Source organism: Thermoanaerobacterium sp. CMT5567-10 (assembly GCF_030534315.2).
Taxonomy (GTDB): Bacteria; Bacillota; Thermoanaerobacteria; order Thermoanaerobacterales; family Thermoanaerobacteraceae; genus Thermoanaerobacterium.
Genome location: NZ_CP130558.2, coordinates 1,466,793 through 1,492,331 on the forward strand (window position 1 = coordinate 1,466,793; position 25,539 = coordinate 1,492,331).

Consider the following 25,539-nt stretch of genomic DNA (forward strand, 5'->3'; position numbering starts at 1 on the left):
ACAATCACCTCAACATAAACCTATTCCAGTACCCATGAATGATAGATGTAATAATAATTGATGTATATATGTTTACATATATCAATATATAATATGCAATAGCTCCAAATATAAGATGAGTAATAATGCTTAAAACTGATGCCCTAAAATTTACTTCTTTAGGTGATACAATAAAATCGTTCAATGACTCCACAACGCCAAATATGAAATGGGCACCAATTATGCTGCCAAAAATGTACCCCATGATAGTTTTTGACGATTCTTCAATAATTGGCACGCCGTATACAACTGCTTTATCTCCATATAAATCTACGACAAATTTATTTAGAAAATATGATAAAAAAACGCTTATCAATCCGCCTATAATAAACATTCGCTGCCGCCATTGAACAAGTTCATGGCATGCTCAACTCCATTCTCTATAATATCAATGATGGCATCTGCCGCTCTATCGATAGAATTATCCACAATTGTTTTATCGCTTTCATTGAATCTGCCTAGAACATGCTCTATCATGTCACCTTTTGGTTTCCCTATTCCTACTCGGACTCTCGGAAAGTCCTCACTATTTAATAAGTATATAATCGATTTCATGCCATTATGTCCACCTGAGCTGCCCTTTTTCCTTATCCTTATTTTACCCACATCCAAATCTTTATCATCATAGACGACAATCAGATTAGAAAGAGGCAACTTGTAAAAATTTACTATATCATAAACAGCCTCACCGCTTGAGTTCATATACGTCTGAGGCTTCTGCAATATCACCTTTTCCTCTTTATAAATACCTTCACCTATCAATGACTTGAATCTTAGTTTTTTAACGGCGATATTCAATTTTTCAGATAGATCATCTATTACATCAAAACCCATGTTATGTCTAGTCCCTTCATACTCTCTTCCCGGGTTTCCAAGTCCTACAATAATGTACATACAAAAAACCTCCAGTCCATACTATTTTTTATTATATCATAAAACATTTTAAAAAAAAGTTGCAGATTTATACAAAAAAAGTTCCTTACCAGCGGGAGGAGACTGGTAAAGAACCATTTTAGCGTTATTTATATAATTATTGTGCATTTGAACTGCTCATTAGCTTAACTTTTGCAGTTAACGTCCTGCCATTTCTCCAGAACGTAACAGTGATTGTATCACCGATTTTATGCTTAGTTATTATGCTTTGCAGTGAATCAAACGTATCAACTTTTGTACCGTCAACTGCTGTTATTACATCGCCTGCTTGTAGTCCGGCCGCATCAGCACCACTGCCCTGTTGTACTTGAGCTATATATAACCCTACAGGTATATTGTACTGTGCTGCATCTTGAGATGTAACTTCCTGCACACTTACACCCATAACGGGTCTTTCAACATACCCATGTTTTATAAGTTCATCAATTATAGGTTTTGCTTCATTTATTGGAATCGCAAATCCCATTCCTTCAACAGGTGTACTTTGACTTTGGAACATACCAAATGGATCTTGTGTATCAGAGCCACCTGTTGATGTCAGCTTTACACTGGTTATACCAATTACTTCACCATTACTATTTACGAGAGGTCCACCGCTGTTACCAGGATTTATGGCCGCATCTGTTTGTATGAGATTAACTGGTCCATAATCGCTTTGAAGATTTCTATTTAAACCGCTTATTATACCGGCTGTTACTGTTCCAGCAAAACTTTCACCGAGAGGATTTCCAATAGCCACAGCAAGTTCTCCGACTTCAAGCTTTGATGAATCACCTAATTTTGCAGGTATCAAATTTGTAGCATTTATCTTTAGTACTGCCAGATCTGTTTTTGCATCTTTACCTATCAATTGTGCAGGAAATTTTCTTCCGTCAGATAAATTTACTGTTATTTTGGAAGCACCATCTACGACGTGGTTGTTAGTTACTATATAGCCTTGTGAGTTGATAATTATGCCCGAACCGCTTCCTTCAGGTACAAGGGCACTTCTATAGCCATTGGAATATGACACGCTTGTATCAATTCCAACTACAGAAGGGCTCACAATTTTTGCAATGTTAGTAATCAAGTTAAAATTATTGTTGTCAGATGACAACGGCAAATATCTGTTTATAACTTGAGTCTGCTGACCTACATTAGTGTATTTCATAATTCCTGCAACTGTGCCGCCTCCAATAAGTGCTGCAATAAGAGCAACAGCTACAAATGATACTAACATCCTTCTTCTGAATCTTTTTACCATCTTGCCTAAACTCTTTTTATTGCTTCTAAATTCAACTCTTGGCATCTCATGATTGATTTCACTGTTTTGCTGATTATATGTTGCTGGAATCTCCTGAGTATCATTCATACTATCGCTTCTTATATTTTCGCCACTCACACTGTCGCTGTCAATTTTGAAATTATCTATTTCATTTTCGTCTATGTTTTTGTTTTGTTCATTTTCAAAATCCATATCGATCATCCTCCTTATCATCTCTCATGATTACATTATAGATTAGAATTTTTAATAAACTGTGAACATATTGTAAATAATTTTTAATAATTTCATGTTAATAGGGAAAATAAATGCAGCCCGAGGGGTGGCTCGAGCTGCTATAATAAGGGAGGTCAAGGAGAGGCTTTTCTCTCTCTCAAGTATTATTATATCTTTAATTTATGAATAAATTATGAACAAATTGTAAAAAATTTATTCTATTGCTTAACTTTTTTCAACTTCAGTGTAAAAGTAAAAGTAGTACCTTCTTCATCACTGCTGGTAACCCAAATATCTTCATTATGAAGATTTATAATACTTCTTACAATATACAACCCCAATCCGACTCCTGGACTTCCACTTCTAGATTTATCAACTTTATAAAACCTATCCCATATATGATCTATTTCGCCTTTCGGTATCGTCTTCCCCTTGTTGTGGACTTTTACATAAATTTTTTCTTTTGACTTTTCCGTAGATATGTGTATATAACCACCTGAATTTGAAAATTTGATTGCATTATCTATCAAATTGGTAAGCACTTGCTCTATTTTATCTTTGTCTGCCTCTACAATATCTTTGTCGCTTTCAAAATCAACCTTAACCATCAGATCTTTATCGTTTATCCTTGATTCCATCTTTATGATAGTCAATCTTATAAGCTCGTTTATATCAAACTCGACTAAATTCAGAGGAAAAGCCCCCGATTCCATTTTTGTTATATCTAAAAGCTCAGATATAAGCCTAGACATACGTCTCGTTTCTTTCTGAGCAATTTCCAGATAAAATTTCGATTTCTCCATCGGTATCGTACCATCCACAACGCCATCTATATAACCCTGAATTGTAGATAAAGGAGATCGGAGCTCATGTGAAACGTTAGCAACAAATTCCCTCCTTGCATTATCCATTCTTCCTAATTCGCTGGACATAGCATTAAATGATTTTGCTAAATCTCCTATCTCATCGTCATCTACGACATTTATCTTGGTTGAGAAATCACCTTTAGCCATTTTTTCTGTAGCAATGCTCATTTCTTTTAGTGGATTAGATATTCTCTTAGACGTGTAAGAAATTAGTATGAATGCAATAAATATAGATATTGATATAGCTAAAAGCATTATGAAAAAAATATCCATAAGGGTCTTTTGCATCTCTACAATTGGTGAATGCATGAATATCGCACCTTGTATTTTACCACCTAATACAAGAGGAAGCCCAACAGTAAGAACAGGCTGTGTAAACCTTCCACCGAAGTAACCTCTTCTTACAATCGTCTCGCCTTTTAATATATTTCTGATATCATCTCTGCTTAATGTTACACCTGTCCAGTTCTTCTCAAAATCCCTCGATTGTATATATATATATCCATCTGTGCTTACAACCCAGATTGAAGCATTTATAAGCCTATCAACAACATTTAAATTCTGATTTAATCTGTCAATATCAATGTCCCCTATCAAGTAATCATTTAAAATAGTGTTTATCTGCTTTCCTTCCTCAACCATTATTTTCTCTTTATCTCGAAAATAATAATTCTCAAACATAATATAAAAAAGTACAGACAGTATTGCCATCGTCAGCAATATTATCATTATATTGGTAAAAAGCAGCCTTCTAAAAAGCCTGTTCCTGCTCAAATCATTTCACCTCGAATTTATATCCAACACCCCATACAGTCGTCAATTTCCAGTTTGGACCGTCCCCTATTTTTTCTCTTAATCGCTTAATATGAACATCTACAGTTCTGCTGTCTCCCATATATTCATATCCCCAAACATTTTCCAGCAATTGATCTCTTGTGAAAACTTTATTTGGATGCGTACACAAAAAGTAAAAAAGCTCCAACTCTTTTGGCGTAAGATCAACATTCTCTCCTTTATATTTTACTTTGTACTCGCTTAGGCTTATGGAAAGGTCAGGATACGTCACACTGTCTCCATCATTCTCCTCATGTTCATACCTTCTTAAAACAGCCTTTACACGAGCAACTAATTCTTTTCCATCAAATGGTTTTACGATGTAATCATCCGCACCTATCTCAAGACCTAATACTTTATCAAATGTATCACCCTTTGCTGTAAGCATTATAATAGGCACATCCGTAAATTTTCTCACTTCTTTGCACAAAGTCATTCCATCAATGCCTGGAAGCATCAAATCAAGTATAATAAGCAATGGAAGTTCTTCTTTGATTTTATTCAGTGCTGTCACCCCGTCACCAATTCTTACTGTAGCAAAGCCTTCTTTTTCAAGATATAATGAAATTATCTCACATATATTTCTATCATCGTCAACTATATATATTTTTTTATTTTCGCCCATATAAACACCCCTTATTAAACCTTAAAACTATTATACAAAATAGATTATAAAACCGCAATGATGGAAGACATTTAGGTTACAAAAAAAAGGCACCTTAGTGCCTATACAAACAATTTACTAACAGACATACCTTCATATATGCGCATTATTGCTTCTGCCAACAGTGGAGCCACAGTCCTTATTTTGATTTTACTTATCTTTTTTTCTTCTGGTAACGGAATTGTATCTGTTATTACCAATTCCTTGATAGGAGAATCAATTAGCCTCTCTATCGCAGGACCAGATAAAACACCATGCGTTGCACATGCATAAACCTCTTTTGCTCCATTGTCAATGAGAGCCTGTGCACCTTGTTGCAATGTCCCAGCAGTATCAATTAGATCGTCTACCAGTATTGCTATTTTCCCTCTAACATCACCTATCAAATTCATTATCTCTGCCACATTTGCCTTTGGCCTTCTTTTGTCTATTATAGCAATTGGAGCATTAAGCTTCTCTGCAAAATTTCTAGCCCTTACAACACTTCCATGGTCCGGTGATACTACAACAACGTCGCCACCAAGATCCTTTTCCATAAAATACTTTGCAAGTATTGGACCACCAAGAAGATGATCAACAGGTATATTAAAATAGCCTTGAATCTGCGCTGCATGAAGATCCATCGTGAGAACCCTGTCAGCCCCGGCAACTGTAATGAGATCAGCCACTAACTTGGCTGTTATCGGATCCCTAGGCTTTGATTTTCTATCCTGCCTAGCATACCCATAGTAAGGAATAACTGCAGTGATTTCACCTGCCGATGCTCTTTTAAACGCATCTATCATTATAAGCAGCTCCATCAAGTTATCATTAACAGGCGAACAAGTGGACTGAACCACAAATACATTTGCACCTCTTATGCTTTCCTTAATTCTAACGCTTATCTCACCATCACTAAAAGTCCCAACTTCCGAATCGCCTAATGTAAGGCCTAAATTTTCAGCAATCTCTTTTGCCAATACGGGATTTGAATTGCCGCTAAAAATTTTTATAGCTCCTCCGTGTCTTACCACTCCTATAGTCCTCCTTTTTTTCTTCTTTCTTCTACCCAGCCTTCTTTATTTGTCTGGCGGCACCTTGCTATCGCAAGTGCACCATCTGGTACCTCATCGGTTATAGTCGATCCTGCAGCTATAAACGCATTATTGTTAATTTTGACAGGCGACACAAGATTTACATTACATCCTACAAAAACGTCATCACCTATAATCGTCTTATGTTTGTTCTTGCCATCGTAATTTACAACTATAGAACCACATCCCATGTTTACACGCTTTCCAACCTCTGCATCACCTATATAAGTCAAATGCGGCACTTTCGTTCCTTCACCTATAACAGATTTTTTTATCTCGATGAAGTTGCCAAGTTTTGCATTATTGTGTATTACACTTTCAGGTCTTATCTGAGCAAATGGCCCAAGTTTTATATTATTATAAAGTTTTGATTCAGTTATCATGGAAAATATTATTCTGCATCCATTTCCTATCTCTGAATCAATGATGTATGAATTAGGACCAATTTCACAATCCTCACCAATGAAAGTCTTACCTTCTATGCGTGTACCGGGGTAAATTATTGTATCCATACCTATTACTACGTCAGGACCGATGTAGGTATTATCAGCATCAATTATAGTTACACCGTCTAACATAAGTCTTTTATTAATCCTTCTTCTCATCGCCTTTTCTGCCTCTTGAAGCTGCACTCTCGTATTAACTCCCATTATTTCTTCATTTGGAGCTGAATATGCGCCTACTTTTCCACCAAGTCTTATTACAATCTCTACGGCATCCGTCAGATAATACTCCCCTTGTGCATTGCTATTGTTTATATATTGAAGCGATTTCTTTAAATAGTCAGAATTAAAAATGTACATGCCGGAATTTATCTCATGGATGCCTTTTATCGCATCATCTGCATCTTTGTCTTCGACTATTTTTAAAACATTCCCATTTACATCCCTTACAATTCTTCCATAACCATCCGGAACATCAAAAAATGAAGACAATACAGTAATAGAATTTTGCTCTTTTAAATGAAAGTTATAGAATTTTTTCAATGTTTCTGACGTTATGAGTGGTGTATCACCAGTTAAAATCATAATATTACCTGTATCTGGCAACAAATCCTTCGAAACCATGACAGCATGTCCTGTGCCAAGCTGTTTTTCCTGATATGCATATTTCACACTATCGCCTAAGGCGCTTTTAACCTCTTCAGCACCATGTCCCAAAACAACAACTACATCTTTTGACCCAGCTTCTTTGGCACTTCTTACAACCCACTCCACCATAGGTCTTTCGCAAACTTTATGAAGGACTTTTGGATGTTTTGATTTCATCCTCTTCCCAAGTCCCGCAGCAAGTATAAGCGTATAAAAATTATCCATTGCGACACCTTCTACTATTTTCATTTATATTTTCTACACATTCCTATACTATTTTAACTATAATTTAAACAAAGTTCAACAAAAAAATAAAAAGGAGAAATCTCCTTTTTATTCCTGACCCTGTGGCTTGTCCTGCTCTTTTGCTTTCTCATACTCGCTAAGTATCGCAGTCTGAATCTTTGCTCTAGTCTCCGAATTTATTGGATGTGCAATATCTTTAAACTCTCCTTCGGGTGTCTTGCGGCTAGGCATAGCTATAAACAAACCATTCTGTCCCTCAATAACCTTTATATCATGAACAACAAATTCATTATCGAAGGTTACAGAAACCACAGCTCTCATCTTGCCTTCCTCATTTATCTTTCTCACCCTAACGTCTGTAATTTCCATAAGCTCACCACCTTCCTGCAAAATAAGCCAATAATATATGATATTTAGAAAGTACTTAAGAAAAATTTCTTACCTTAATATTATTCGCCATTAAATCAAAATTTCCTCCATCAAAATTTAAAATTTAGAAAAATTATGATAAAAAATTTCATTTTATGTCGTCTTAGCTATTATTTCCATTTTTATGCATTTTATACATAATCCAATCACTTATTTCCATCTTTATAGTTTCTTTATCTTCATTCATCTCAACCAACGTAAATATAGAAAAATAATTCTTTACAACTTTAACTTCAGGCTCTTTTGTCGCAATCATTACACCCGCACCCAATACTTCCGCATCAAACTCATTCATAAGCTCAATCATGCCTTTTATAGTACCTCCAGCTTTCATGAAATCATCTATTAAAACTACTTTTGAATTTCTCTCTAAAGATCTCCTAGAAAGGGACATGGCTTTTATCTGCTTTTGAGAACCTGAAACGTAGTTTATCGAAACTGACGAGCCCTCAGTAACTCTATTATCCTGTCTTATAATAACTAAAGGTACATTTAAAGCTCTTGCACACATCATAGCAATAGGTATACCTTTTGTCTCCACCGTCACAACAGCATCAACATCTTTTTCTTGAAATGGATACGAAAGAATTTCACCTATTTTATTTGCATATTGTGGCGAATATATAATATCAGCAGTATACAAAAAACCTCCCGGAATTATCCTCTTAGGGTCTTCAAGCTTTCTGCATATATCTATCATAAATTCATGAAAATTATCTATATTATTTATAGGAATATACTTAATCCCTCCACCAGCTCCTGCAACTGTTTTTATATCACCTAAGCCGAACTTTTCTAATATACTTTTAATTATATCTATATCTTCTGATGCAGTTGATTTTGCCACATTAAATAAGTCCATAAAATAATTTAAATTAAATAATTTATTGGGGTTTTCGGTCAGTATCTTAAGTATCACACTGATTCTTTCGTACCTTTTGTATGCATTCATCGAAAAACCTCCAAAGACAAACTTTTACTTAACATTATATTTTAAAGTTCACAAATTTGCAATATGTGTTATAATCTTTTTGTATAGTATTTTGTCTTTATAAAGTGACTGTTTTTTGGTAATAATAATAACAAAATTTGAAAGAGGTGTAATAAAAGTGGAAGTTAATATTGAAAATTTCGATAGAGTACATTTTATAGGCATTGGTGGTATTAGCATGAGCGGTCTTGCTCATATAATGCTAAATGCCGGCCACATCGTTACAGGTTCTGATATAAAAGATTCCTACATAATTCAAAAGTTGAAAGATGAAGGCGCAATCATAAATATTCCCCATAACGCTTCAAATGTGGATGGTGCTGATCTAGTTGTATACACAGCAGCAGTAAAAGAAGATAATCCCGAAATGATTAGAGCAAGGGAGCTTGACATCCCAACAATAGATAGGGCAACTCTTTTAGGTGAGATAATGAAAAAATACAAATACGGCGTCGGTGTAGCTGGAAGCCACGGAAAAACCACCACAACATCATTGATTTCTGTATTACTGGAAGAGATGAATTACGATCCTACAGTTTTAGTCGGCGGTGAAGTGGACGTCATCGGTGGAAATGTCAGAGTAGGAAAATCAGATTATTTTGTGACCGAAGCATGTGAATATACAGACAGCTTTTTAAAATTTTATCCTTATATTGCTGTCATTTTAAATGTGGATTCAGATCACCTCGATTACTTTAAAAACATCGACAACATAAAGCAGTCATTTACACAGTTTGCAAACCTTGTGCCAAAGAATGGATATGTAGTAGCATGCGGTGATGATTCAAATACTATGAGCGTACTTAAAAATGTTAATCGGAATATTGTAACATTTGGAATTGACAGTAACTGTACATGGAATGCAAAAAACATAAAATTTGATGAAAAGGGATTTCCTTCATTTGATGTGTATTACAATGGTACATTCATTCAAAATTTTGAGCTATCCATCGTAGGAAAGCATAACATATATAATGCGTTAGCAACATTGGCTGTTTGTCATCTTTTAGGAGTAGATATAAAAAGCACTCCTTCGATAATCAAAAAATTTAAAGGTACACATAGAAGATTTGAATTCAAAGGCACTTTAGATGGTGCTATCATAATCGACGACTACGCACACCACCCAACGGAAATCAAAGCTACGCTGTCGTCCGCATTAAATTACCCTCACAACAGGATAATATGCGTATTTCAGCCGCATACTTACTCACGTACTTATTCATTGCTGCAGGACTTTGCCACCTCCTTCGACAGCGCTGATATAACAATAATAACAGATATATATGCAGCAAGAGAAAAAGATACAGGTATTGTCAATGCTAAAGATTTGGCTAAGCTTATCAGGAATAGAGGAAATGAAACATATTACATCAAGGAATTTACCGATATTGTAGATTACTTGAGAAGCATAATTAAAAGTGGCGATCTGGTGATAACAATAGGAGCAGGTGATGTATACGAAGTAGGTAATATGCTTTTGAATTTCAATAAAAAAGCCGCAGTTGGAGCATAAAAATAGGCCAAATGGCCTATTTATCTTTTTATGCAGGATTTTCTCTCAATCAATTTAACAGGCACAATTATGTGGTCTGCAATATAATCCTTGTTTTTAAGGATCTTAAGCAAAAGCTCCGCTGATTTCACTCCTAATTCAAACGTCGAAATATCTATTGTAGTCAACGGCGGATTAGCATAAGCAGAAAGCGGTATATTGTTAAACCCAATAAGGGATACATCCTGGGGTACCTTTAATCCATAATCTATCGCCGCCCTTATAACACCAAACGACATTATGTCATCTGTCACAACAACTGCCGTCGGCTTCTTTTGCTTCAAAATCCTCATCATTGCATTGTATCCACCATCTTCTGAAAATTCATCTTGAGCAACCAATTCTTTTACAAACGGTATATTATTCTCTTCCAATGCCAATTTATAACCATCAAGTCTGTCTAAGCTTACTACGAATTCTAGCGAGCCGCTTATAAATGCTATCTCTTTATGACCGTGTTTTATAAGGTAATTTGTAGCAAGTCTTGATGCTCCAATATTGTCATTATCTATCCAACATACGCCCTTTGAATCTAGTGGTTTCCCTATTACAGTAAAAGGGAACTTTTCTTCTCTAAGCCAAGGTATAAGCTCATCTGTAGTCCTTGAGCAAAGAAGAACAATCCCATCCACCCTTTTACCTTTAACCATATTTATAACAGCTTGCTTTTCTTCCTCTTCATTGCCTGATGTCGATATAAGCAAATCATATTTTTCATTGTGTGCAACAACGCTTATGCCTCTCATAACTTCCGGAAAAAAAGGATTAGAAAATGCATCTTCTGCAGAGCGAGGCATTATAAGCCCTATTGTATAAGTCATCTTACTTGCCAGGCTCCTAGCAATAGCATTTGGATAATATCCCAGCTCTTCCATCGCTTTAAAGACCCTTTCCTTTGTCTCTTTGCTGATTCTGGGATTATCCGCAATAACCCTTGATACAGTCGAAGGTGCAACATGTGCTCTTTGCGCTACATCTTTTATTGTTACATTCATTTAAACACCACCTTAGTGAAACCGATTGCAATTAATTATATTTTATACCATTTTAAAATTGTTGTCAACTTTTGAAAGCCTCAAAATGTAAATGCACTAGAAAATAAATTTAAGAACCTTGCCGTAATACGGTGAACCTGATATGCCCAATAACTCTAAAATTATTATAGCTAAAAAAATCAATGCAGATATAAAAACAGGCCATTGAAGCAGTATCTTGACATCATCGCTTAATCTTGTAGTACTGTGAATAATATATGGATTTGTAGTCTTAATAAGCTTTTTAAGAAGCAAATAGAGAATCATTCCTGCAATTAATGCTACAATAGCATATACAATAACAGATACAAATGGTATATTCATTTTTACCAGCGTTCCCGGCTTTGGGCTTATTGTTTTTGATACATTATACGACACATATTGTATTACTAATACCAGTGTATTGTTTGTAAAATGGCCCAACATGCTGGCGTATATAGAATCAGTCCTGTGTACCAGATATCCTAATAAACACCCTAAAAAAACTACACTTAAAAAATTCTGCACATTCAGGTGCAATACAGCAAACATTAAGCCTGATATTACTACAGCTTTTATAGACCCCCTCATTTCGTAACTTCTTAATATAAGTCCTCTTGTAAGTATTTCTTCGCACAAAGCAGCGCTGCCCGATACGATTAATATCTGCTTTATCAGCCCTCCAATATCACTTGCAGCACTTATTGGAGGAATCGGTATCTTGCCAAACTTGCTTAAAAAGTAATTCGTCAAAATGCTAAAAAAGCTGGATACAAACATACCGCATATCATTATCGAAATTATCAAAAATATGTGCTTGGATTCGAGCTTATTAAATCTCAATACATATTTCAAATCATATTTTTTAAAAAGCAAAAAAAGTATAACAGGTAGTAGAACGATACCAAACTCCGTTATGATAAGTCCTACGTACAATGATTTTCTCTGAACGTATGAACCGACGATGACAAAAAGAACCAAGATAAACAAATAAACTTTGTTAGCATCTTTCTCAGACGGCCTCATATTAAAACTCCTTTTCATTTTGTCTACAAAAGATTTTACCATACATATATTAAAAATGTAAGAATAAAAAAATATATTTTTCACAAAATATTTTTGTAAAAATTATTGGAGGTGTCATTTATGAGCTTGATAAAGTGGCGTGGCAACGACATGTGGCCGGATTTTAATTTTGATTTTAATTTGCCTGCATTGTCAAATATATTTGCACGTCCCAGAATAGATATTACGGAATCAGAGACAGAAATTACAGCGACAGCCGAATTACCTGGCGTTGATAAAAAAGACATAGAAATAAACGTACACGGTGATGTGCTTGAAATAAAAGGACAGACATCAAAGGAGACTGAAAGAAAAAATCAAAGCTATTATTTAAACGAAAGGTATTATGGGTCTTTTGAAAGAAGAATAGGACTTCCAACAGAGGTTGACTCTGAAAGAACGACAGCAAAATTCGAAAACGGCATATTAACTATTGTAATGCCAAAACTGCATCCTGACAAACCAAAAGGAAGAAGAATCGATATCCAATAAAATAAAGCCAGACGCAGGAATATCCTGTGTTTGGCTATAATATTTTTTGTGGCAAAGAAAATGTCTCAAACACTGTTACATTGTAAATAGATTTGGTAAAATCCTAATTGTAGTGTATTCCATATTATTGTATAATCAATCTAAAGAACGACACTTGGAGGCATATCATGAAATTAGATCTAGATAATAGAATAATAGATTCAATTAAATTTATAGGTGAAAAATATAATAATATTGATAAAATTGTAATATATGGTTCAAGAGCAAGAAGAGACAATAGAAAGACCAGTGATATAGATATTGCCGTATATTGCAAAGATAACTACAATAAAGGCGCAATTTATTGCGATTTAGATGATATAAATACTCTATTGAAACTTGATATAGTATTTATAGATGATAATACTGACAAAAAGTTATTAGATAATATTAACCGGGATGGTGTTATTATATATGAAAAGCAATAATAAATTTGAAAATTTCATAAAGGCAAACCCTTCATCTCGCTTTTGATTTGTAATAATCTTTTAAATAATTCATTATACTATCACTTAATTTAACACTTATGAAAGTTATATTGTTACTTGAAGTTTTATCATATTTAGGGAACAGTGCATAGCCATTGTAAATATTAATATTTGTTATAATATATCCTTCTTTCAGCTTATTTTCATCCATTGTTTTTAAACCATTATATACAAACTGCATTGAATAATAATCTTTACTCGACCTATCCAAAATTATATTTTCATCTTTTCCTCTTGAATTGTGGATATAATTTAACAACTTATTAATAAACACTTTATCATCGATCATTATTGTAGATCTAACCTCAAGCTGGGCAATTTCTTGTAATATTTTTTGTTTTTCATTATAATCCTTTGTTTCTTCATATTTTTTATTTAATTCAATGATTTCCTGTCTATGTAAATCTCCAGTTAAATAAATTTTATCTGGAGTTTTGACATAGTTCATACTAATACTGCTTTTAGAACAGCCAACAAATAAAATAGTTACTACACAAATAATTAAAATTATTATTCTTTTAGATATATTTGTTTTCATATCATCCCACCTAACACTATAAACATTGCTTTTTTGATAGTATCAATAACAAATAATTGTGTAGTCTCTTGCTAAGATTTGGACTATAGCAAAATTCGTATATGCCTATCTCGCACATGCAACAACAAATCCCTTTACAATTAATAAGAATTCCATAATCCTTACTCATCATTGCTGCTCAATAAGGGCATCCCTGCAGTAATAACCACGCCTGTACAATTTACTGTTGTAAGTGCAATTAGGACACCCAGGATGAAAAAATCATCAATACTATGATGGAAAAGCAATTTCCCTTATTACATAAATTGTCGTTTTCCCAACAATTGTACGTTCCGGGTGTATAAAATAAATATAAATTTTATCAGGAATTTTAGTATTTAGCTTTTTTTTACTAGAAAGTAATTTAAAGGTTACTTTGTTATTACTTCCCGCTGGATATCCAAAATAAGAATAACCTTGTTCATTATTATTTGCCTTTTTTACTAAATAATCAAAATAATTCATAGCTGGTCCACCACCACTTTCTCCTAACATTGTTGTACCAACCCAATTGCCATTTTCATCATTCCACATTATTGCAACTATATCTTGTATATTTTTATCTGACTGCTTTTTAGGTTGCCTCCACGACCATTCTATATTAATTGTAGGCTCTACTATACCATGATTATATTTATAATTTAGGGTTAATCCAATATTCTTTGGTTCAATATTATTTTTAATCACGGTTTTATTAATGCTACACCCCGATATAAATATAAATATTATTATAATTATAACATAAAAATATGTTATTTTTTTACAAGAATAAAACAATTACTCAACCCCCTATTTCGTTGCTATAATATATATAAAAATATATAAAATTACTAGCAGTAAATTTGAAATAGTTTATGAAAATTATGTAACTTCTGCTATTTTAGTAGCAGAAGTTACATAATTATTTATCTTGACCATGTATATGGGAGGCTCGTTCCGTAAATCGCGATCCATCCTCTTTTAATACCAATGGGCGTCGCTTGTATAGTTAGCTTGCTCTAATTGAACTCCATTTCTATAGACTGTACCTTTCGTGACAAGCCTGTAATAATATCCTTCTTCTACATACCATATTTCACTTATAGAGCAGCTAATATCCGTAGATGTGTTTGACCAGCTTTTGATTGTCACCCAGTTTCCGTTCTTGTATTGTTGAAGATACGCATCAATTCTGATTTTGTCGACGCTGAAAGCGTATAATACACTGTCCACAGTTGATTTTCCCATCGATGATATGTCGAATGTGTTAGTAAACTGGGATATGGCTATCCAATTGGGCTTTACCGGGCTTATCACCAATTCTTTTGAAATACCATCATCTGCAAAACCAGTGGTTGAAAGTGATGTCACCATTATTATTGTCAGCACAAAAATAGACAAGAATTTTTTAAACACACTATCACCTCACTAATTTTTTCCTTTCATAAATATAAAACAACTTACACTGGATTTCGTTACAGTTTTTTAAAAAAATTTTTTAAATCAAAGTAAAAAATCATAGATCTTAAAGGAAATTTTTATCAAATCTTGATTTTATAACTTCTAAAAAATGTATACATTTTTTGAACTATATTGTATAATATATAAAAATTGTATAATATATAAAAACACAATAATACTTTTGAAGTGGAGGAAAATTATGGATAATGTTATGTATATTTTACAATTCATATATGTTTTACTTTTATTTATTATAATTATTAAAGTTTTAATGAATATAGCAAATTATATAGGTGAAAGATTAAGATTTGGAGAGTTTTTTATGCACTTATTACAATTACGAAAAGAGAAAAAATAGTTTTCATAGAATCAGTATAAACATTTTTCCCTGTCACTTTCATTTTTTTAAAATTTTTTGCATCAATGCCCAAATATTTGCAAACATCTAAAATATTATTTTCTGTAATTACAGTATCTGAAGAAATATTTATTGCCTTTTCATTTGAAGAAATTTCTGAAGCAAAAACATAACCGAATGATGAAACTGAAAGAAGCACTACAACAAGAACCAATGAAACAACCTTTTTTTACATTTTTAAACATCTCCTTTTTATAGTTAGTAACACTATCTCGGTACCAAAACAGTATCACTAACTACATTTTTTATTAAACATCGAATGGCCATTCATCTGTTTGACTACATTATAACTCTAACTCCAACATTTGGGAAGTTCCGAAATTCGGCACATTTTTGCTGGAGTAGGTACCGTTTTTCGGCACATCACCCTATAATATATTGCCACGCGTGTCTATAATGCCTATGTTTATGGCTGTCATTATTATTTTTATGTCATTGTCTGCTTTAAATAATGTGCCAAGCTTATTTAGATGATTTCTCAATACTCTGTCAGATATGCCTACTTCGTCCATTACTGCTTTCCTTTCTCCGTTTCGGACCAATGATGACAGGATAAGCTTATCAGTATCATCGATCTCTTCTTCTACAAGAGACATCTTATCGCTTCTATACGATATGCATTTTTCAAGGTAAATTGCTATGTTTTTTAGTGTAATGCTCTGCTCTTTTATGCTGGGAATCTTTATGCGCGATATATCAAGATATGCCACTATTTCTTTGCTATAATGATCTGTAATAGGCATTGCAGTGCAATACCAATTCTTAAACAAGTCGCAATAATGATCTTTCCCGTATAATTGTGCAAGGCTTTTGTATTCCATGGCTATGTTGACTGCATTTGTGCCACTGTCTTCAAGCCTTAGGCTTATGCCTTCTTTGAATTGGAGTTTTTCGAAATCTTCATTTAATTGGTCATTAGCTATAATTTTAATCACATAACCGTCTTTATCACACAGAATAAAGAAATATCCCTCTTCAATAAGTATTCTGTATCTGTAACATTGATTTACAAAGTTGTTCAACAATAATATTAAAAAGTTGTTTTCTCTTTTCTTTTTTAACAGTATATTTTCATCGATTGTTTTATCAAAGGAGTTTTTGTCAGGATTGATATTTATAAGCAATGATTCCCCATAAGACACAGTCAGTTTCCCGTTTCCTCTTTTTATAAACATGTCATTGTTCATCAATATCACTCCATCATTTTATCTTTCCGTTAATTGCAATATCATCTTTTAATACCAATGGGCGTCACTTGAAATACCGTCATCCGCGAAACCAGTGGTTGAAAGTAATGTCATCATTATTATTGTCAACACAAAAATAGACAAAAATTTTTTAAACATACTATCACCTCACTAATTTTTTCCCTTCATAAATAAAAACAAATTAAAATGGGATTCGTTACAGTTTTTATAAAAATTTTTTATTAATTTCAGCATACAAAATTTCATTTAAATATTATCAATTTAGGAACGAAAATATCATTTTAGAGAACAAAAAAGCATTTTTAGCTCTTAATTTTTCTTCAATTGCAAGATAAAAAAATAAGGACAGAGCATTTTCTGTCCTTATTTTGTAAGTTACATTTGTCAACAGCTTATTTTAGATATGCACTATATCTAATTACCTTGAGCAGCATCTACTGTTATAACACCATCTTTATAATCGACTTTATATCCAAAGGCTTCACTTATAAACCTTAGGTGTATAACAGCATCAGAATCCAAATAAAAGATTTTGCCCAATATATTGAAAAGAGCAAAGTTCCACCTTTGCTGAATTAGATACCGAGACTATTCTAAATTATTACAGTCAGAGATTGCCTATGGAAATATTCTTTAGGCATACAAAAAATAATCTTGGACTAAATATGTATCAAGTACACTCAACAAAATCAATAGATAGATTATTATGGCTTATATCATTGATATACCTGTATCTTAAGCTTCAGGCGATGAATATTGCAAATTTGGGCAAGGAATAAAAATAGTTTGTAAAGAGGTACAAAAACAGCTTATTCAATGGATATTTGAACAAGCTAATAACAACACTGTATCTATTGATGCAATTTTAGAACAACTACGTTTAGCATAGGGATAGTGTATCTATTTAATGGTAATATTTGTTATTAATTTTTCTCATCTATAGTTGTATAATAAATTTTACAGGTTTTTTTATGAAAAGTGGATCACTTTTCCGTTAACACAGAGCCAATTTTTGGCTCACTTTTATATTAGCATATACAACTGATATTATTATAAGTTATTTTCTGAAAAAGTTTCTATAATCTTATCCTGTTTAAAAAAATAAATAAAAAAGAGCAAAATAGAAGCTATTAAAGAAAAACTTGAAATAAATATACTAAATAAATTCTTATGCAAAACAGACAACATTCTTATTCCAACATAATTTCCTAAACCTTTTGCCAAAGACCAACCTAGACTAGCAATGCTAAAATATGCAGATGTATATTGAACATTATTAATTGTATCAGAAATAGCTTTATCCTCAAATGGCGTAAATATTAATTCTCCTAGTGTAAACACAATTGCAACAAAAAACAATATGAACATATTAGTACTTAAAAAAAGTATAGCTATACTAAATCCTATTAACAATGAACCTAAACCCAATCCTAGCATACTATTACTCTTAATTTTTTTATTAATAATAACCATTAAAGGTATTTGAAATAATACGGATATAATTGTATTAATTACAAGCATAATAGAATATACCAGCATAGAAACATTATATTTTGAAAAGTAAATAGGTAATACTGTAAAAAACTGACTATAGGATATGTGTATAAGAATTATTACAACAAAATATAAGCAAAATTTTTTATTTTTAATAACAGTAACAAACCCTAATAAACTGTCTTTAATTTTGTTTTTAATTCTATTATCAAAGTCAAGTACAACTATTCTATCTATTATAATAGCGGCAAAAATATTTAATACTGATACAACATATAACAATACTACTATACCATTCTTATCCATAAATATTGCACCAATAAGTGTACCTAAAGCACCTCCAATATTTAACGACAAATTATAAAGAGTAAATGCTTGTAGCTTTTTTTGTTCATCAGACGCTGTATTTAGAGATACAAAACTTTTACATGCCAAATTAAACATTGAAGTACCTAACCCAATTGTTATACTTATCAATGCTAATAGTTGAACATTTGAAATATATAAATATAGTATATATATCACACCTCCTAATATCCTACCTATTATCATACTTAATTTATAACCTATTCTATCTACTATAAAACTCGCAGGAATCATTAAACCTGTTTGAGAAAATCCATAAATACTTACAACTATAGCAACTTGATTTGTGTTTAAGTTATGATACCTTGCAAGCATAACAGCCAGAAATGGCATAATCATCGTATAGCCTATAGCTGATAGTACCCTTGAAGCTAATGTTGCCCATAAATTTATATCAAAATTTTTGTAATTTACAGTATTAATAATTCTGTCTAATTTCTTCAAGACAATACCTCTTTTCTATATTGAATTTTCAATTTTTAAGCAAATTTCATATTTTAAATATCTTGTGGCACTTATCAAGTGAGCGAATTTCATAATTAACTTTCTTATTAAAAATATATCAATATATTGTGGTTAATTTATAGTTATAACACTATATATTGTTAAATTACATTTGATTTTTGAATTATGCAATTTCCTCAAGCGAAAGATCTACCAATTTTCAACGAATTTTCCTTACAGAATTTCATTTTAAATGCATAATGTGCACTTAATACTTAATAACAGGCCTGAGTTTTGCACGAATTCCAAAATCTTCCTTTACCGCAACTCTCGTACACAGTAGTTTCACCCCAATCTACTTGTACTGCTTCTCCTGGATTAAATTCAAAAGGTACGAATGTTTTTGGTATTTCATCTTTAAGTTGTTGTACAGCCAATCTTACTGTGGATTCTTCACTTTTAAATTCTTTTTCTTCTACTAGATGATGGTACATCTTTCTAGTTATATTTTGCTGCTTTTTTATTCCTTCTATTTCATCTCACTCATGTGATCTTATTTCATGAGGGAAATTTTATCTTAAAGTAGGGGATTATTCAACTGAAATATCAGGGTATTTTTAGTGTATCATAAACAGCTTCAAAAATTAAATATAACTTAATGTATTAGAAACAAAGTAAAAATCCCCATCAACCATAATATAAAAAACAGTTAAGTAATAATGTTTCTTAAGATTTGCTGTCGGTTTTACAAATAATTTAACAATATGACTTTCATTAGGATCAATTTCTATTTCATTGTCCTCAATCTGTAGAAACACATCTTTAGAATCAATACAAATTGCGGAAATGAATAGTTTTAACTTCTTATTGCTATAGTTCCTTAGTTCTAAAACATTAATAATATTCCCATTAATATCAAATTTCAAATTTGTATAACCTCTTATACCTATTTTAAAATTAGGTACATCTTGAATAATTCCACATTTATAACATTTGATACTTGTTCTAACGTATGTTTTTCTCGTAGTTTTAATACTATATTTAGTCATCAAAGTTATGTTATGACAATTACTGCATGTGTTATCATAGGTTATTTTGCAAATAGATGTTCGTTTGTCAGTTATGTTTTCATAGAAATTATTTTGATATTTGAGTGTATAATCTGTTATCATGTTAAAAATATCTTTAAAAATTTGCATAAATTTTATTCTTAATTTATAAACTACGTTATTAGTATTTACAAATTCTTTAACTGAAAAATTATAATTTTTGCTAGATAATATTTTTTTTAAATTATTTTCAATATCTATAATTTTTCCTTTCAACAAATTCTCTAATTTAAAATGATCTCTTAAGAAAATAACTTTATCCAAATATTTTAGCATTTCATTAATTTGATTTTCTACAGTATCATTATTAGAAATTACTATACTAATTGAATCAACAGAAAACTTTTCTAATGAAAACACTATTAACTTTTGTGATTCATCTTTTGAATTTTTGCTAAAATAATAATAAATATTATTTTTTATATCATAAAATCTTTTGTCAAAACTAATTTCGTTTACGTATAAGTTTTTATATAATTCTTCTATACTTATTTCAAGATAAGTTTCATCTTGAATGCTATTAAATTCAACAATAATAGTACCATTTCCCAAAATTTTCTTATGTTTATATTTAGGTTCAAAAGAATTAGGTAACTTTCTAAATAAGGGATCCCCTAATAAAAAATAATTATTTGTTTCTATTTTACTGTATTCCAAAAATTTATTCACCTGAAATTCAATTTGACCCGCTGTATATCCATTGTTTAATAAATTATGCGCCAAAATATTCTCAGCTATATTGCCTGTTTTAATGCTCGCACTTGTAATAATAGAAATAGCATTATTTTCAATCAAATTTGAAACCACTGTATAATTGAATGGAACAATACTTTGATTAAAGTCCCCTATATTACAACCATTTAAGAAATAAAAATGTGCATTTAATTCTGATACATTATACTTTTCAACATTAGTGATATAACAATCATCTGCATTATAATAGCAACAAGGTAAATGTTTATTAGAATCTTTATGTTTTTCTATAATATTGTAAGCTCCACAAAAAATAAAATCATTAAATCTAAGCACACATTCTCTGCAATGAGATAAATAGTTAAATTCAAGTATTTCGTTCTGGCTATTCATAATACTTAAAATCATATCCTTTGTACATAATTTTCTAGAAAAATAATAGCAATTCTGCAAATTTGAATATGTAATATCATTATCTTGATCAACTCTATTAATTATAATAGAATTGTTACCTTGATTATTATTTATATACATAAGATACTTTAACATAAAAAAATTAATAGTATATTTATCATAATACGGTAAATATCCAATATTAATATATTCATTCTCAAGCCTTAATAAAAATCGCTCAATAATATTAAATTCATCAAGTGGAAGTATAATTAAAGCGCTTTTCACCCTATTGTCTATTAACGTTTGAAATAATTTAGCTTTATTAAAAGCATAAATAAACCTTCTATTTGTATATTTAGCAAAAGAAAACTTTCTAATAACTCTTCAATACATTCACCTATTCTCGAACTATAATAACAAATAATATCAAAACTATCACATGAGTTATTGTACTTACATACTAGTGCTTCTATGTAATTCATATCATATTCTATAGTATTGTAAAAATCAACATCTTTAAAACAATATTTGTATTCACTAGATGCATATTTTTTATGTATCTAGGAATAACTTCTTCATATATTGGAACAATTAAATTATTATTAGCATATAGGTTATCTATATAATTAAAAAAGAAATCATTCATTTTATGCACTTTATATAACTCTATATTCATAACGATAAACCTCTTTCAAAATCATAATGAATTAAATTCTCTATTTCTTTTGCACGTTCAAATAGAAAATTACTATCATTTCCAAAAAGATATAAACTTCCCCTAAATTCTAAATTTGAAGTAGGCTCCGGCAAAAAATCACCCTCATTATAAAATAAAATTAACCTTTCTGAGTCGTTAATAAATTTGTTTCTTACATTCTCAATTCCTTCAATTTTCTTAATAACGCCTGATTTAGTTGGATTTATAAAAGTATAAAATAATGAATATTTAGTGTAAGGTTTTTGGATTTGCATTATTAACTTTTCTAAATTAATTTCATTTTTTAAAACAATATCAAAAAAATAGTCGTATAGATTTAGCCCTTTTAAATGGTAAATCGATTCAATAAGATTTCCACCAGCAGCTCTAGGATTTATCTCAATTATTAATGGTTGGTAATTATCATTAATTTTAAACTCTATGTGTAAAATCCAATTACCTATCTTAAATTTTGCTATCGTATCACTAATATAATTTGCTATTTTTATTCTTAATTCATCTGTTATAGGCGCGGGCGTAATATCTATAAGTTCTATACAGTATTTTTCTGCTGTTACATATTTTTTCGAAATAGCAACCACATAAGGTTGATAGTTATAAATAAGCACTTCTGCACAATATTCATCCCCATATATAAACTCTTCTGCAATTAATTCCTTATTAAAAGATGAATTTAATGAAAATTTATAACTTGATTCTAGTTCATCTGGCTTTTTTACTATGACTACACCTTTACTAGATGCATTATCCGTTGGTTTTAATATAAAGGGATAATTTAATATATCAGCACATTTTTCTAAATCTTCATAATTACATATTTTAAAAAATTTAATAGAATCATCACCAATACTTTTTAAAAATTTTCTTACTTCATATTTATTACATAATATTCTTGCTATTTTTTCATTAAAATAATCGAAACCAAAGTAGTCACTTAGCATACCAATTGTAATTACTGGGCTATTCATAAATGTACAAACACCATCAAAGCCTTTAGTTCTATATATTTCTAACGATAAATCAAACATTTCATTAATATCTCTATTATTACTAATAATATATGGATAATCAGCAATAGCAAGCTGATCGCACGAAGGAGTATCCATCATAATCATTTCATAATTTTTTCTAAAAAAAGTCTTATAAGCAAATTCTTTATGAATACCTCCACGAATAAATAATAGCTTCTTTTTAGTCATATTTATCCTCCTCATATAATATAAGTTATTTATTCCAACTTATGTTATTCGATATATCTGAATGGAAGGAGATTTATCTTACTTTTATTCCCCAAAATTTTGTTCTAAAATCATTTTTAGATCCCCAATTAATTTTTTCTTTATTATCACCTCCCTCTATAATCTTTGATTTTCTTTTAATATCTCACTCATTCTCAGATTCTCGCGATCTTCAAATAAGCCCTCATGTATATCAATGCTATTTATTCATGAATTTTACATGTGATAGGTAACCCAAATAAGCTTCTATTGTTTTTTCCATATTTTGGCCTATGGATTCCACTTAAGCTTATGTGGCATACCCTCCCATGTCTCACAGGATCTTTGTCCTTAATTCCTTCGTTCTGCCTTACATGAAGTGGATGTCAGTTATGCTCCCTTGCTGGGTCTTAAGCCCTTATGGTGAAATTACCAACCTGACAATTCCGGCTCTCTTTGTCAATCTTCGAATTTTTAAATTGAGTTTTAAATCTTTATTTGCTTTATTTTTGGCACCGCTTAATTATCCAAACCATCGTAGGAGCGAGGCTGTCAAGGGTCAGCTTTGTGAAGCGAAACACAGCAAAGCTGAGACGTGGTCCTTGCCCTTGACTGACGAGGGACTGCGGTGTATCATCACCACGGCGGTGCAATTTATGCAGCATTCCTAATCTTCTCTGCTCTTTTTATGTCTCTTAACATCTTATTTCCGTTGTATTTTACTCCTTTTTTCAGTATGGCAAAAAATACTCTGATTAGCTTGCAGCATAAAACTATCATGGACTGTTTCTTTTTAAGCGGGTTTTCTTTTCTTGTGGTGTAGTATTTGTGCAATTCCTGAAATTCTTTATTGTTTGCAAGTATTGGCATCACCATTTTGTATAGAGCACTTCTTAGCCTCCTTCTTCCTCTTTTGCTTATGGTGGTTTGCCCTTTATGCTGCCCTGAACTATTCTCGACCAGATTGTAACCCGCAAGCTTCTGGATTTGCTTTGGATGCTCATATCTTGTTATATCGCCAACTTCAGCAATAAATGTTGCTGCTGTTATTACTCCTACACCTTTTATACCTAACATTTCACTAGCATCAGGTACTTGCATGAAAAGCTCTTCTATTTTGCTTTCTATTTTTTTAAATTGCTTTACTAGCATTTCGTACTGTTCAAGTATAATTTTTATCTCTATCTCTGCCATCTCAATGCCATCCCTTTTACCAACACTTCGACTGGCAGCTTCTATAAGCTTTAAAGCCCTCTTTATACCTACAGCACGATTAACTTCCTTCTTCCAAGCTGCAAGTATTTCCTCAGCTCCAATACCTAATATCTTTGCAGGCGTTGGAAATTCTTTTAATGTTATCAGTGCTGCTTTCCCTTCCCAATCTGCAAAAACTTTATTAAACTCAGGGAAGTATATATCAAGCCATCTTGCAACCCGGTTCTTTATCTTATTTAAGTCCTTTGTAAGCATTTCCCTTATGTCCACTGCAATTCTAAGCTCACTGTATATACCCTCAGGTATATTAGGTTCAACATATCTTCCATCTTTAACTAGCATTGCAATTGTCTTAGGGTCTTTCCTGTCATTTTTAGTTGGCGAGTTATCATCAAATTCCTTACTTCTTTTTACGTGGAATGGATTTACCAGTACCACCTTATGGTTCTTATCTTTAAGAAACTGCGCAAAGCAGAGCCAATAATGGCCTGTTAGTTCCATGCCAACCATTAGATGCTCTTTGTTGTTTTTATTCATAATCTCTACAGCCCATTTAAAGAATCTTTCCATTCCATCAATTCCATCAATGTCATTGCTAAATTCAATACGCTTACCGTATTCTATTCCTCTAAAATCAAAAGCTCTGGCGTGGTGTGTCTCTTTAGCAATGTCTACACCTATAATTAATGTCTTTTCTGTTATTTGCAATATCTTTGAATTTTGGCTATACTTCATATTAGGTACCTCCTTGTTATTTGAGAGTCGTGTTCATGAACAATCGACATCTTGTATTTTATCAGGAGGTACTTTTTATTTCAAATCTTATATTTTTTTATTACAGGAATGCTCCATTTGTCACAGTTTAATTAATAGAAATTAGTCTCCAAGATTACTCTAATACAGTTTTAATATTTTATAAAAAATATATCTATTTACTATTGTAATTTGT

At 31.7% G+C, this 25,539-nt stretch carries 26 protein-coding genes; 4 read left to right on the forward strand and 22 right to left on the reverse strand.

What is annotated here, in order from left to right; genetic code table 11:
• Positions 1 to 4: 4 nt before the first annotated feature.
• The 9 genes from Q2T46_RS07615 to purR form a co-directional block, all read right to left on the reverse strand.
• Positions 5 to 373 carry a hypothetical protein gene (locus tag Q2T46_RS07615; RefSeq protein WP_013296754.1) on the reverse strand — a complete coding sequence of 123 codons (369 nt, stop codon included), beginning with the start codon at positions 371 to 373 and terminating at the stop codon, positions 5 to 7.
• A complete protein-coding gene (pth, locus tag Q2T46_RS07620) occupies positions 361 to 933 on the reverse strand; it encodes an aminoacyl-tRNA hydrolase (RefSeq protein WP_013296753.1) in 573 nt (190 codons plus the stop codon). Before pth ends, Q2T46_RS07615 begins: the two co-directional genes overlap by 13 nt.
• A 136-nt stretch (positions 934 to 1,069) precedes the next feature.
• On the reverse strand, positions 1,070 to 2,428 hold the full coding sequence (locus Q2T46_RS07625; RefSeq protein WP_303263523.1) for a S1C family serine protease: 1,359 nt from the start codon (positions 2,426 to 2,428) through the stop codon (positions 1,070 to 1,072).
• Positions 2,429 to 2,667: 239 nt separating this feature from the next.
• The gene (locus Q2T46_RS07630; protein WP_303263522.1) at positions 2,668 to 4,089 is read right to left on the reverse strand and encodes a HAMP domain-containing sensor histidine kinase; all 1,422 of its coding nucleotides are present in this window, start codon (positions 4,087 to 4,089) and stop codon (positions 2,668 to 2,670) included.
• 1 nt (position 4,090) lies between these two features.
• Complete coding sequence (locus tag Q2T46_RS07635; RefSeq protein ID WP_013296750.1) at positions 4,091 to 4,774, reverse strand: response regulator transcription factor; 684 nt, start codon at positions 4,772 to 4,774, stop codon at positions 4,091 to 4,093.
• A 101-nt stretch (positions 4,775 to 4,875) separates the two neighbouring features.
• A complete protein-coding gene (locus Q2T46_RS07640) occupies positions 4,876 to 5,826 on the reverse strand; it encodes a ribose-phosphate pyrophosphokinase (RefSeq protein WP_209454118.1) in 951 nt (316 codons plus the stop codon).
• A gap of 2 nt (positions 5,827 to 5,828) precedes the next feature.
• A complete protein-coding gene (glmU, locus tag Q2T46_RS07645; protein WP_303263521.1) occupies positions 5,829 to 7,202 on the reverse strand; it encodes a bifunctional UDP-N-acetylglucosamine diphosphorylase/glucosamine-1-phosphate N-acetyltransferase GlmU in 1,374 nt (457 codons plus the stop codon).
• A 108-nt stretch (positions 7,203 to 7,310) separates the two neighbouring features.
• Positions 7,311 to 7,592: a septation regulator SpoVG gene (spoVG, locus tag Q2T46_RS07650; protein WP_013296747.1), complete on the reverse strand. Its 282-nt coding sequence runs from the start codon at positions 7,590 to 7,592 to the stop codon at positions 7,311 to 7,313.
• Positions 7,593 to 7,755: 163 nt separating this feature from the next.
• Positions 7,756 to 8,604, reverse strand: a complete 849-nt coding sequence (gene purR, locus Q2T46_RS07655; RefSeq protein WP_303263519.1) for a pur operon repressor — start codon at positions 8,602 to 8,604, stop codon at positions 7,756 to 7,758.
• 157 nt (positions 8,605 to 8,761) lie between these two features.
• On the opposite strand from purR, the gene murC reads away from it, so the two are divergent.
• A complete protein-coding gene (murC, locus tag Q2T46_RS07660) occupies positions 8,762 to 10,159 on the forward strand; it encodes a UDP-N-acetylmuramate--L-alanine ligase (RefSeq protein ID WP_303263518.1) in 1,398 nt (465 codons plus the stop codon).
• A 20-nt stretch (positions 10,160 to 10,179) separates the two neighbouring features.
• Here murC and Q2T46_RS07665 read toward each other — a convergent pair whose 3' ends face one another.
• Both Q2T46_RS07665 and Q2T46_RS07670 read right to left on the reverse strand, forming a co-directional pair.
• Positions 10,180 to 11,193 (reverse strand): LacI family DNA-binding transcriptional regulator, encoded by a 1,014-nt coding sequence (locus Q2T46_RS07665; protein WP_303263517.1) that lies wholly within the window; start codon positions 11,191 to 11,193, stop codon positions 10,180 to 10,182.
• A gap of 96 nt (positions 11,194 to 11,289) precedes the next feature.
• On the reverse strand, positions 11,290 to 12,237 hold the full coding sequence (locus tag Q2T46_RS07670; protein ID WP_303263516.1) for a CPBP family intramembrane glutamic endopeptidase: 948 nt from the start codon (positions 12,235 to 12,237) through the stop codon (positions 11,290 to 11,292).
• A 120-nt stretch (positions 12,238 to 12,357) separates the two neighbouring features.
• Here Q2T46_RS07670 and Q2T46_RS07675 point away from each other — a divergent pair, with 120 nt between their 5' ends.
• Together Q2T46_RS07675 and Q2T46_RS07680 are read left to right on the forward strand one after the other, a co-directional pair.
• Positions 12,358 to 12,768 (forward strand): Hsp20/alpha crystallin family protein, encoded by a 411-nt coding sequence (locus tag Q2T46_RS07675; protein WP_303263515.1) that lies wholly within the window; start codon positions 12,358 to 12,360, stop codon positions 12,766 to 12,768.
• 167 nt (positions 12,769 to 12,935) lie between these two features.
• On the forward strand, positions 12,936 to 13,235 hold the full coding sequence (locus Q2T46_RS07680; protein WP_303263513.1) for a nucleotidyltransferase domain-containing protein: 300 nt from the start codon (positions 12,936 to 12,938) through the stop codon (positions 13,233 to 13,235).
• A 31-nt stretch (positions 13,236 to 13,266) separates the two neighbouring features.
• Here Q2T46_RS07680 and Q2T46_RS07685 read toward each other — a convergent pair whose 3' ends face one another.
• The 6 genes from Q2T46_RS07685 to Q2T46_RS07710 all read right to left on the reverse strand — a co-directional run bounded on the left by Q2T46_RS07685 (position 13,267) and on the right by Q2T46_RS07710 (position 17,478).
• Positions 13,267 to 13,833 (reverse strand): hypothetical protein, encoded by a 567-nt coding sequence (locus Q2T46_RS07685; protein WP_303263512.1) that lies wholly within the window; start codon positions 13,831 to 13,833, stop codon positions 13,267 to 13,269.
• A gap of 270 nt (positions 13,834 to 14,103) precedes the next feature.
• On the reverse strand, positions 14,104 to 14,649 hold the full coding sequence (locus Q2T46_RS07690) for a hypothetical protein (protein WP_303263511.1): 546 nt from the start codon (positions 14,647 to 14,649) through the stop codon (positions 14,104 to 14,106).
• A 183-nt stretch (positions 14,650 to 14,832) separates the two neighbouring features.
• Positions 14,833 to 15,267: a hypothetical protein gene (locus Q2T46_RS07695; protein ID WP_303263510.1), complete on the reverse strand. Its 435-nt coding sequence runs from the start codon at positions 15,265 to 15,267 to the stop codon at positions 14,833 to 14,835.
• Between the two features lie 365 nt (positions 15,268 to 15,632).
• Complete coding sequence (locus Q2T46_RS07700) at positions 15,633 to 15,884, reverse strand: hypothetical protein (RefSeq protein WP_303263508.1); 252 nt, start codon at positions 15,882 to 15,884, stop codon at positions 15,633 to 15,635.
• 214 nt (positions 15,885 to 16,098) lie between these two features.
• Positions 16,099 to 16,917 carry an AsnC family protein gene (locus Q2T46_RS07705; protein ID WP_303263507.1) on the reverse strand — a complete coding sequence of 273 codons (819 nt, stop codon included), beginning with the start codon at positions 16,915 to 16,917 and terminating at the stop codon, positions 16,099 to 16,101.
• Positions 16,918 to 17,352: 435 nt separating this feature from the next.
• Positions 17,353 to 17,478 carry a hypothetical protein gene (locus Q2T46_RS07710; protein WP_311062392.1) on the reverse strand — a complete coding sequence of 42 codons (126 nt, stop codon included), beginning with the start codon at positions 17,476 to 17,478 and terminating at the stop codon, positions 17,353 to 17,355.
• Positions 17,479 to 17,558: 80 nt separating this feature from the next.
• Between Q2T46_RS07710 and Q2T46_RS07715 the strand changes: the two genes are divergently transcribed.
• A complete protein-coding gene (locus Q2T46_RS07715; protein WP_311062393.1) occupies positions 17,559 to 17,717 on the forward strand; it encodes a hypothetical protein in 159 nt (52 codons plus the stop codon).
• Between the two features lie 271 nt (positions 17,718 to 17,988).
• Here Q2T46_RS07715 and Q2T46_RS07720 read toward each other — a convergent pair whose 3' ends face one another.
• The 5 genes from Q2T46_RS07720 to Q2T46_RS07740 all read right to left on the reverse strand — a co-directional run bounded on the left by Q2T46_RS07720 (position 17,989) and on the right by Q2T46_RS07740 (position 25,325).
• Positions 17,989 to 19,242: an MFS transporter gene (locus Q2T46_RS07720; protein WP_303263506.1), complete on the reverse strand. Its 1,254-nt coding sequence runs from the start codon at positions 19,240 to 19,242 to the stop codon at positions 17,989 to 17,991.
• A 275-nt stretch (positions 19,243 to 19,517) separates the two neighbouring features.
• Positions 19,518 to 19,736 (reverse strand): hypothetical protein, encoded by a 219-nt coding sequence (locus Q2T46_RS07725; RefSeq protein ID WP_303263505.1) that lies wholly within the window; start codon positions 19,734 to 19,736, stop codon positions 19,518 to 19,520.
• A gap of 150 nt (positions 19,737 to 19,886) precedes the next feature.
• Positions 19,887 to 21,725, reverse strand: coding sequence for a hypothetical protein (locus Q2T46_RS07730; protein WP_311062394.1), 1,839 nt, complete (start codon positions 21,723 to 21,725; stop codon positions 19,887 to 19,889).
• 387 nt (positions 21,726 to 22,112) lie between these two features.
• A complete protein-coding gene (locus Q2T46_RS07735) occupies positions 22,113 to 23,357 on the reverse strand; it encodes an ATP-grasp domain-containing protein (RefSeq protein ID WP_303263502.1) in 1,245 nt (414 codons plus the stop codon).
• 672 nt (positions 23,358 to 24,029) lie between these two features.
• Positions 24,030 to 25,325 carry an IS110 family transposase gene (locus Q2T46_RS07740; RefSeq protein WP_303263500.1) on the reverse strand — a complete coding sequence of 432 codons (1,296 nt, stop codon included), beginning with the start codon at positions 25,323 to 25,325 and terminating at the stop codon, positions 24,030 to 24,032.
• Positions 25,326 to 25,539: the final 214 nt, after the last annotated feature.

Bases quoted from the DNA above. Each gene is read 5' to 3' on its own strand.
- glmU (WP_303263521.1), bottom strand. From the start codon at position 7,202: ATGGATAATTTTTATACGCTTATACTTGCTGCGGGACTTGGGAAGAGG.
- Q2T46_RS07685 (WP_303263512.1), bottom strand. From the start codon at position 13,833: ATGAAAACAAATATATCTAAAAGAATAATAATTTTAATTATTTGTGTA.
- Q2T46_RS07715 (WP_311062393.1), top strand. From the start codon at position 17,559: ATGGAAATATTCTTTAGGCATACAAAAAATAATCTTGGACTAAATATG.
- purR (WP_303263519.1), bottom strand. From the start codon at position 8,604: ATGAATGCATACAAAAGGTACGAAAGAATCAGTGTGATACTTAAGATA.
- Q2T46_RS07705 (WP_303263507.1), bottom strand. From the start codon at position 16,917: ATGAACAATGACATGTTTATAAAAAGAGGAAACGGGAAACTGACTGTG.
- Q2T46_RS07665 (WP_303263517.1), bottom strand. From the start codon at position 11,193: ATGAATGTAACAATAAAAGATGTAGCGCAAAGAGCACATGTTGCACCT.
- Q2T46_RS07740 (WP_303263500.1), bottom strand. From the start codon at position 25,325: ATGAAGTATAGCCAAAATTCAAAGATATTGCAAATAACAGAAAAGACA.
- Q2T46_RS07675 (WP_303263515.1), top strand. From the start codon at position 12,358: ATGAGCTTGATAAAGTGGCGTGGCAACGACATGTGGCCGGATTTTAAT.
- Q2T46_RS07735 (WP_303263502.1), bottom strand. From the start codon at position 23,357: ATGACTAAAAAGAAGCTATTATTTATTCGTGGAGGTATTCATAAAGAA.
- Q2T46_RS07670 (WP_303263516.1), bottom strand. From the start codon at position 12,237: ATGAGGCCGTCTGAGAAAGATGCTAACAAAGTTTATTTGTTTATCTTG.
- Q2T46_RS07635 (WP_013296750.1), bottom strand. From the start codon at position 4,774: ATGGGCGAAAATAAAAAAATATATATAGTTGACGATGATAGAAATATA.
- Q2T46_RS07680 (WP_303263513.1), top strand. From the start codon at position 12,936: ATGAAATTAGATCTAGATAATAGAATAATAGATTCAATTAAATTTATA.
- Q2T46_RS07615 (WP_013296754.1), bottom strand. From the start codon at position 373: ATGTTTATTATAGGCGGATTGATAAGCGTTTTTTTATCATATTTTCTA.
- pth (WP_013296753.1), bottom strand. From the start codon at position 933: ATGTACATTATTGTAGGACTTGGAAACCCGGGAAGAGAGTATGAAGGG.
- Q2T46_RS07725 (WP_303263505.1), bottom strand. From the start codon at position 19,736: ATGTACCATCATCTAGTAGAAGAAAAAGAATTTAAAAGTGAAGAATCC.
- spoVG (WP_013296747.1), bottom strand. From the start codon at position 7,592: ATGGAAATTACAGACGTTAGGGTGAGAAAGATAAATGAGGAAGGCAAG.
- Q2T46_RS07625 (WP_303263523.1), bottom strand. From the start codon at position 2,428: ATGGATTTTGAAAATGAACAAAACAAAAACATAGACGAAAATGAAATA.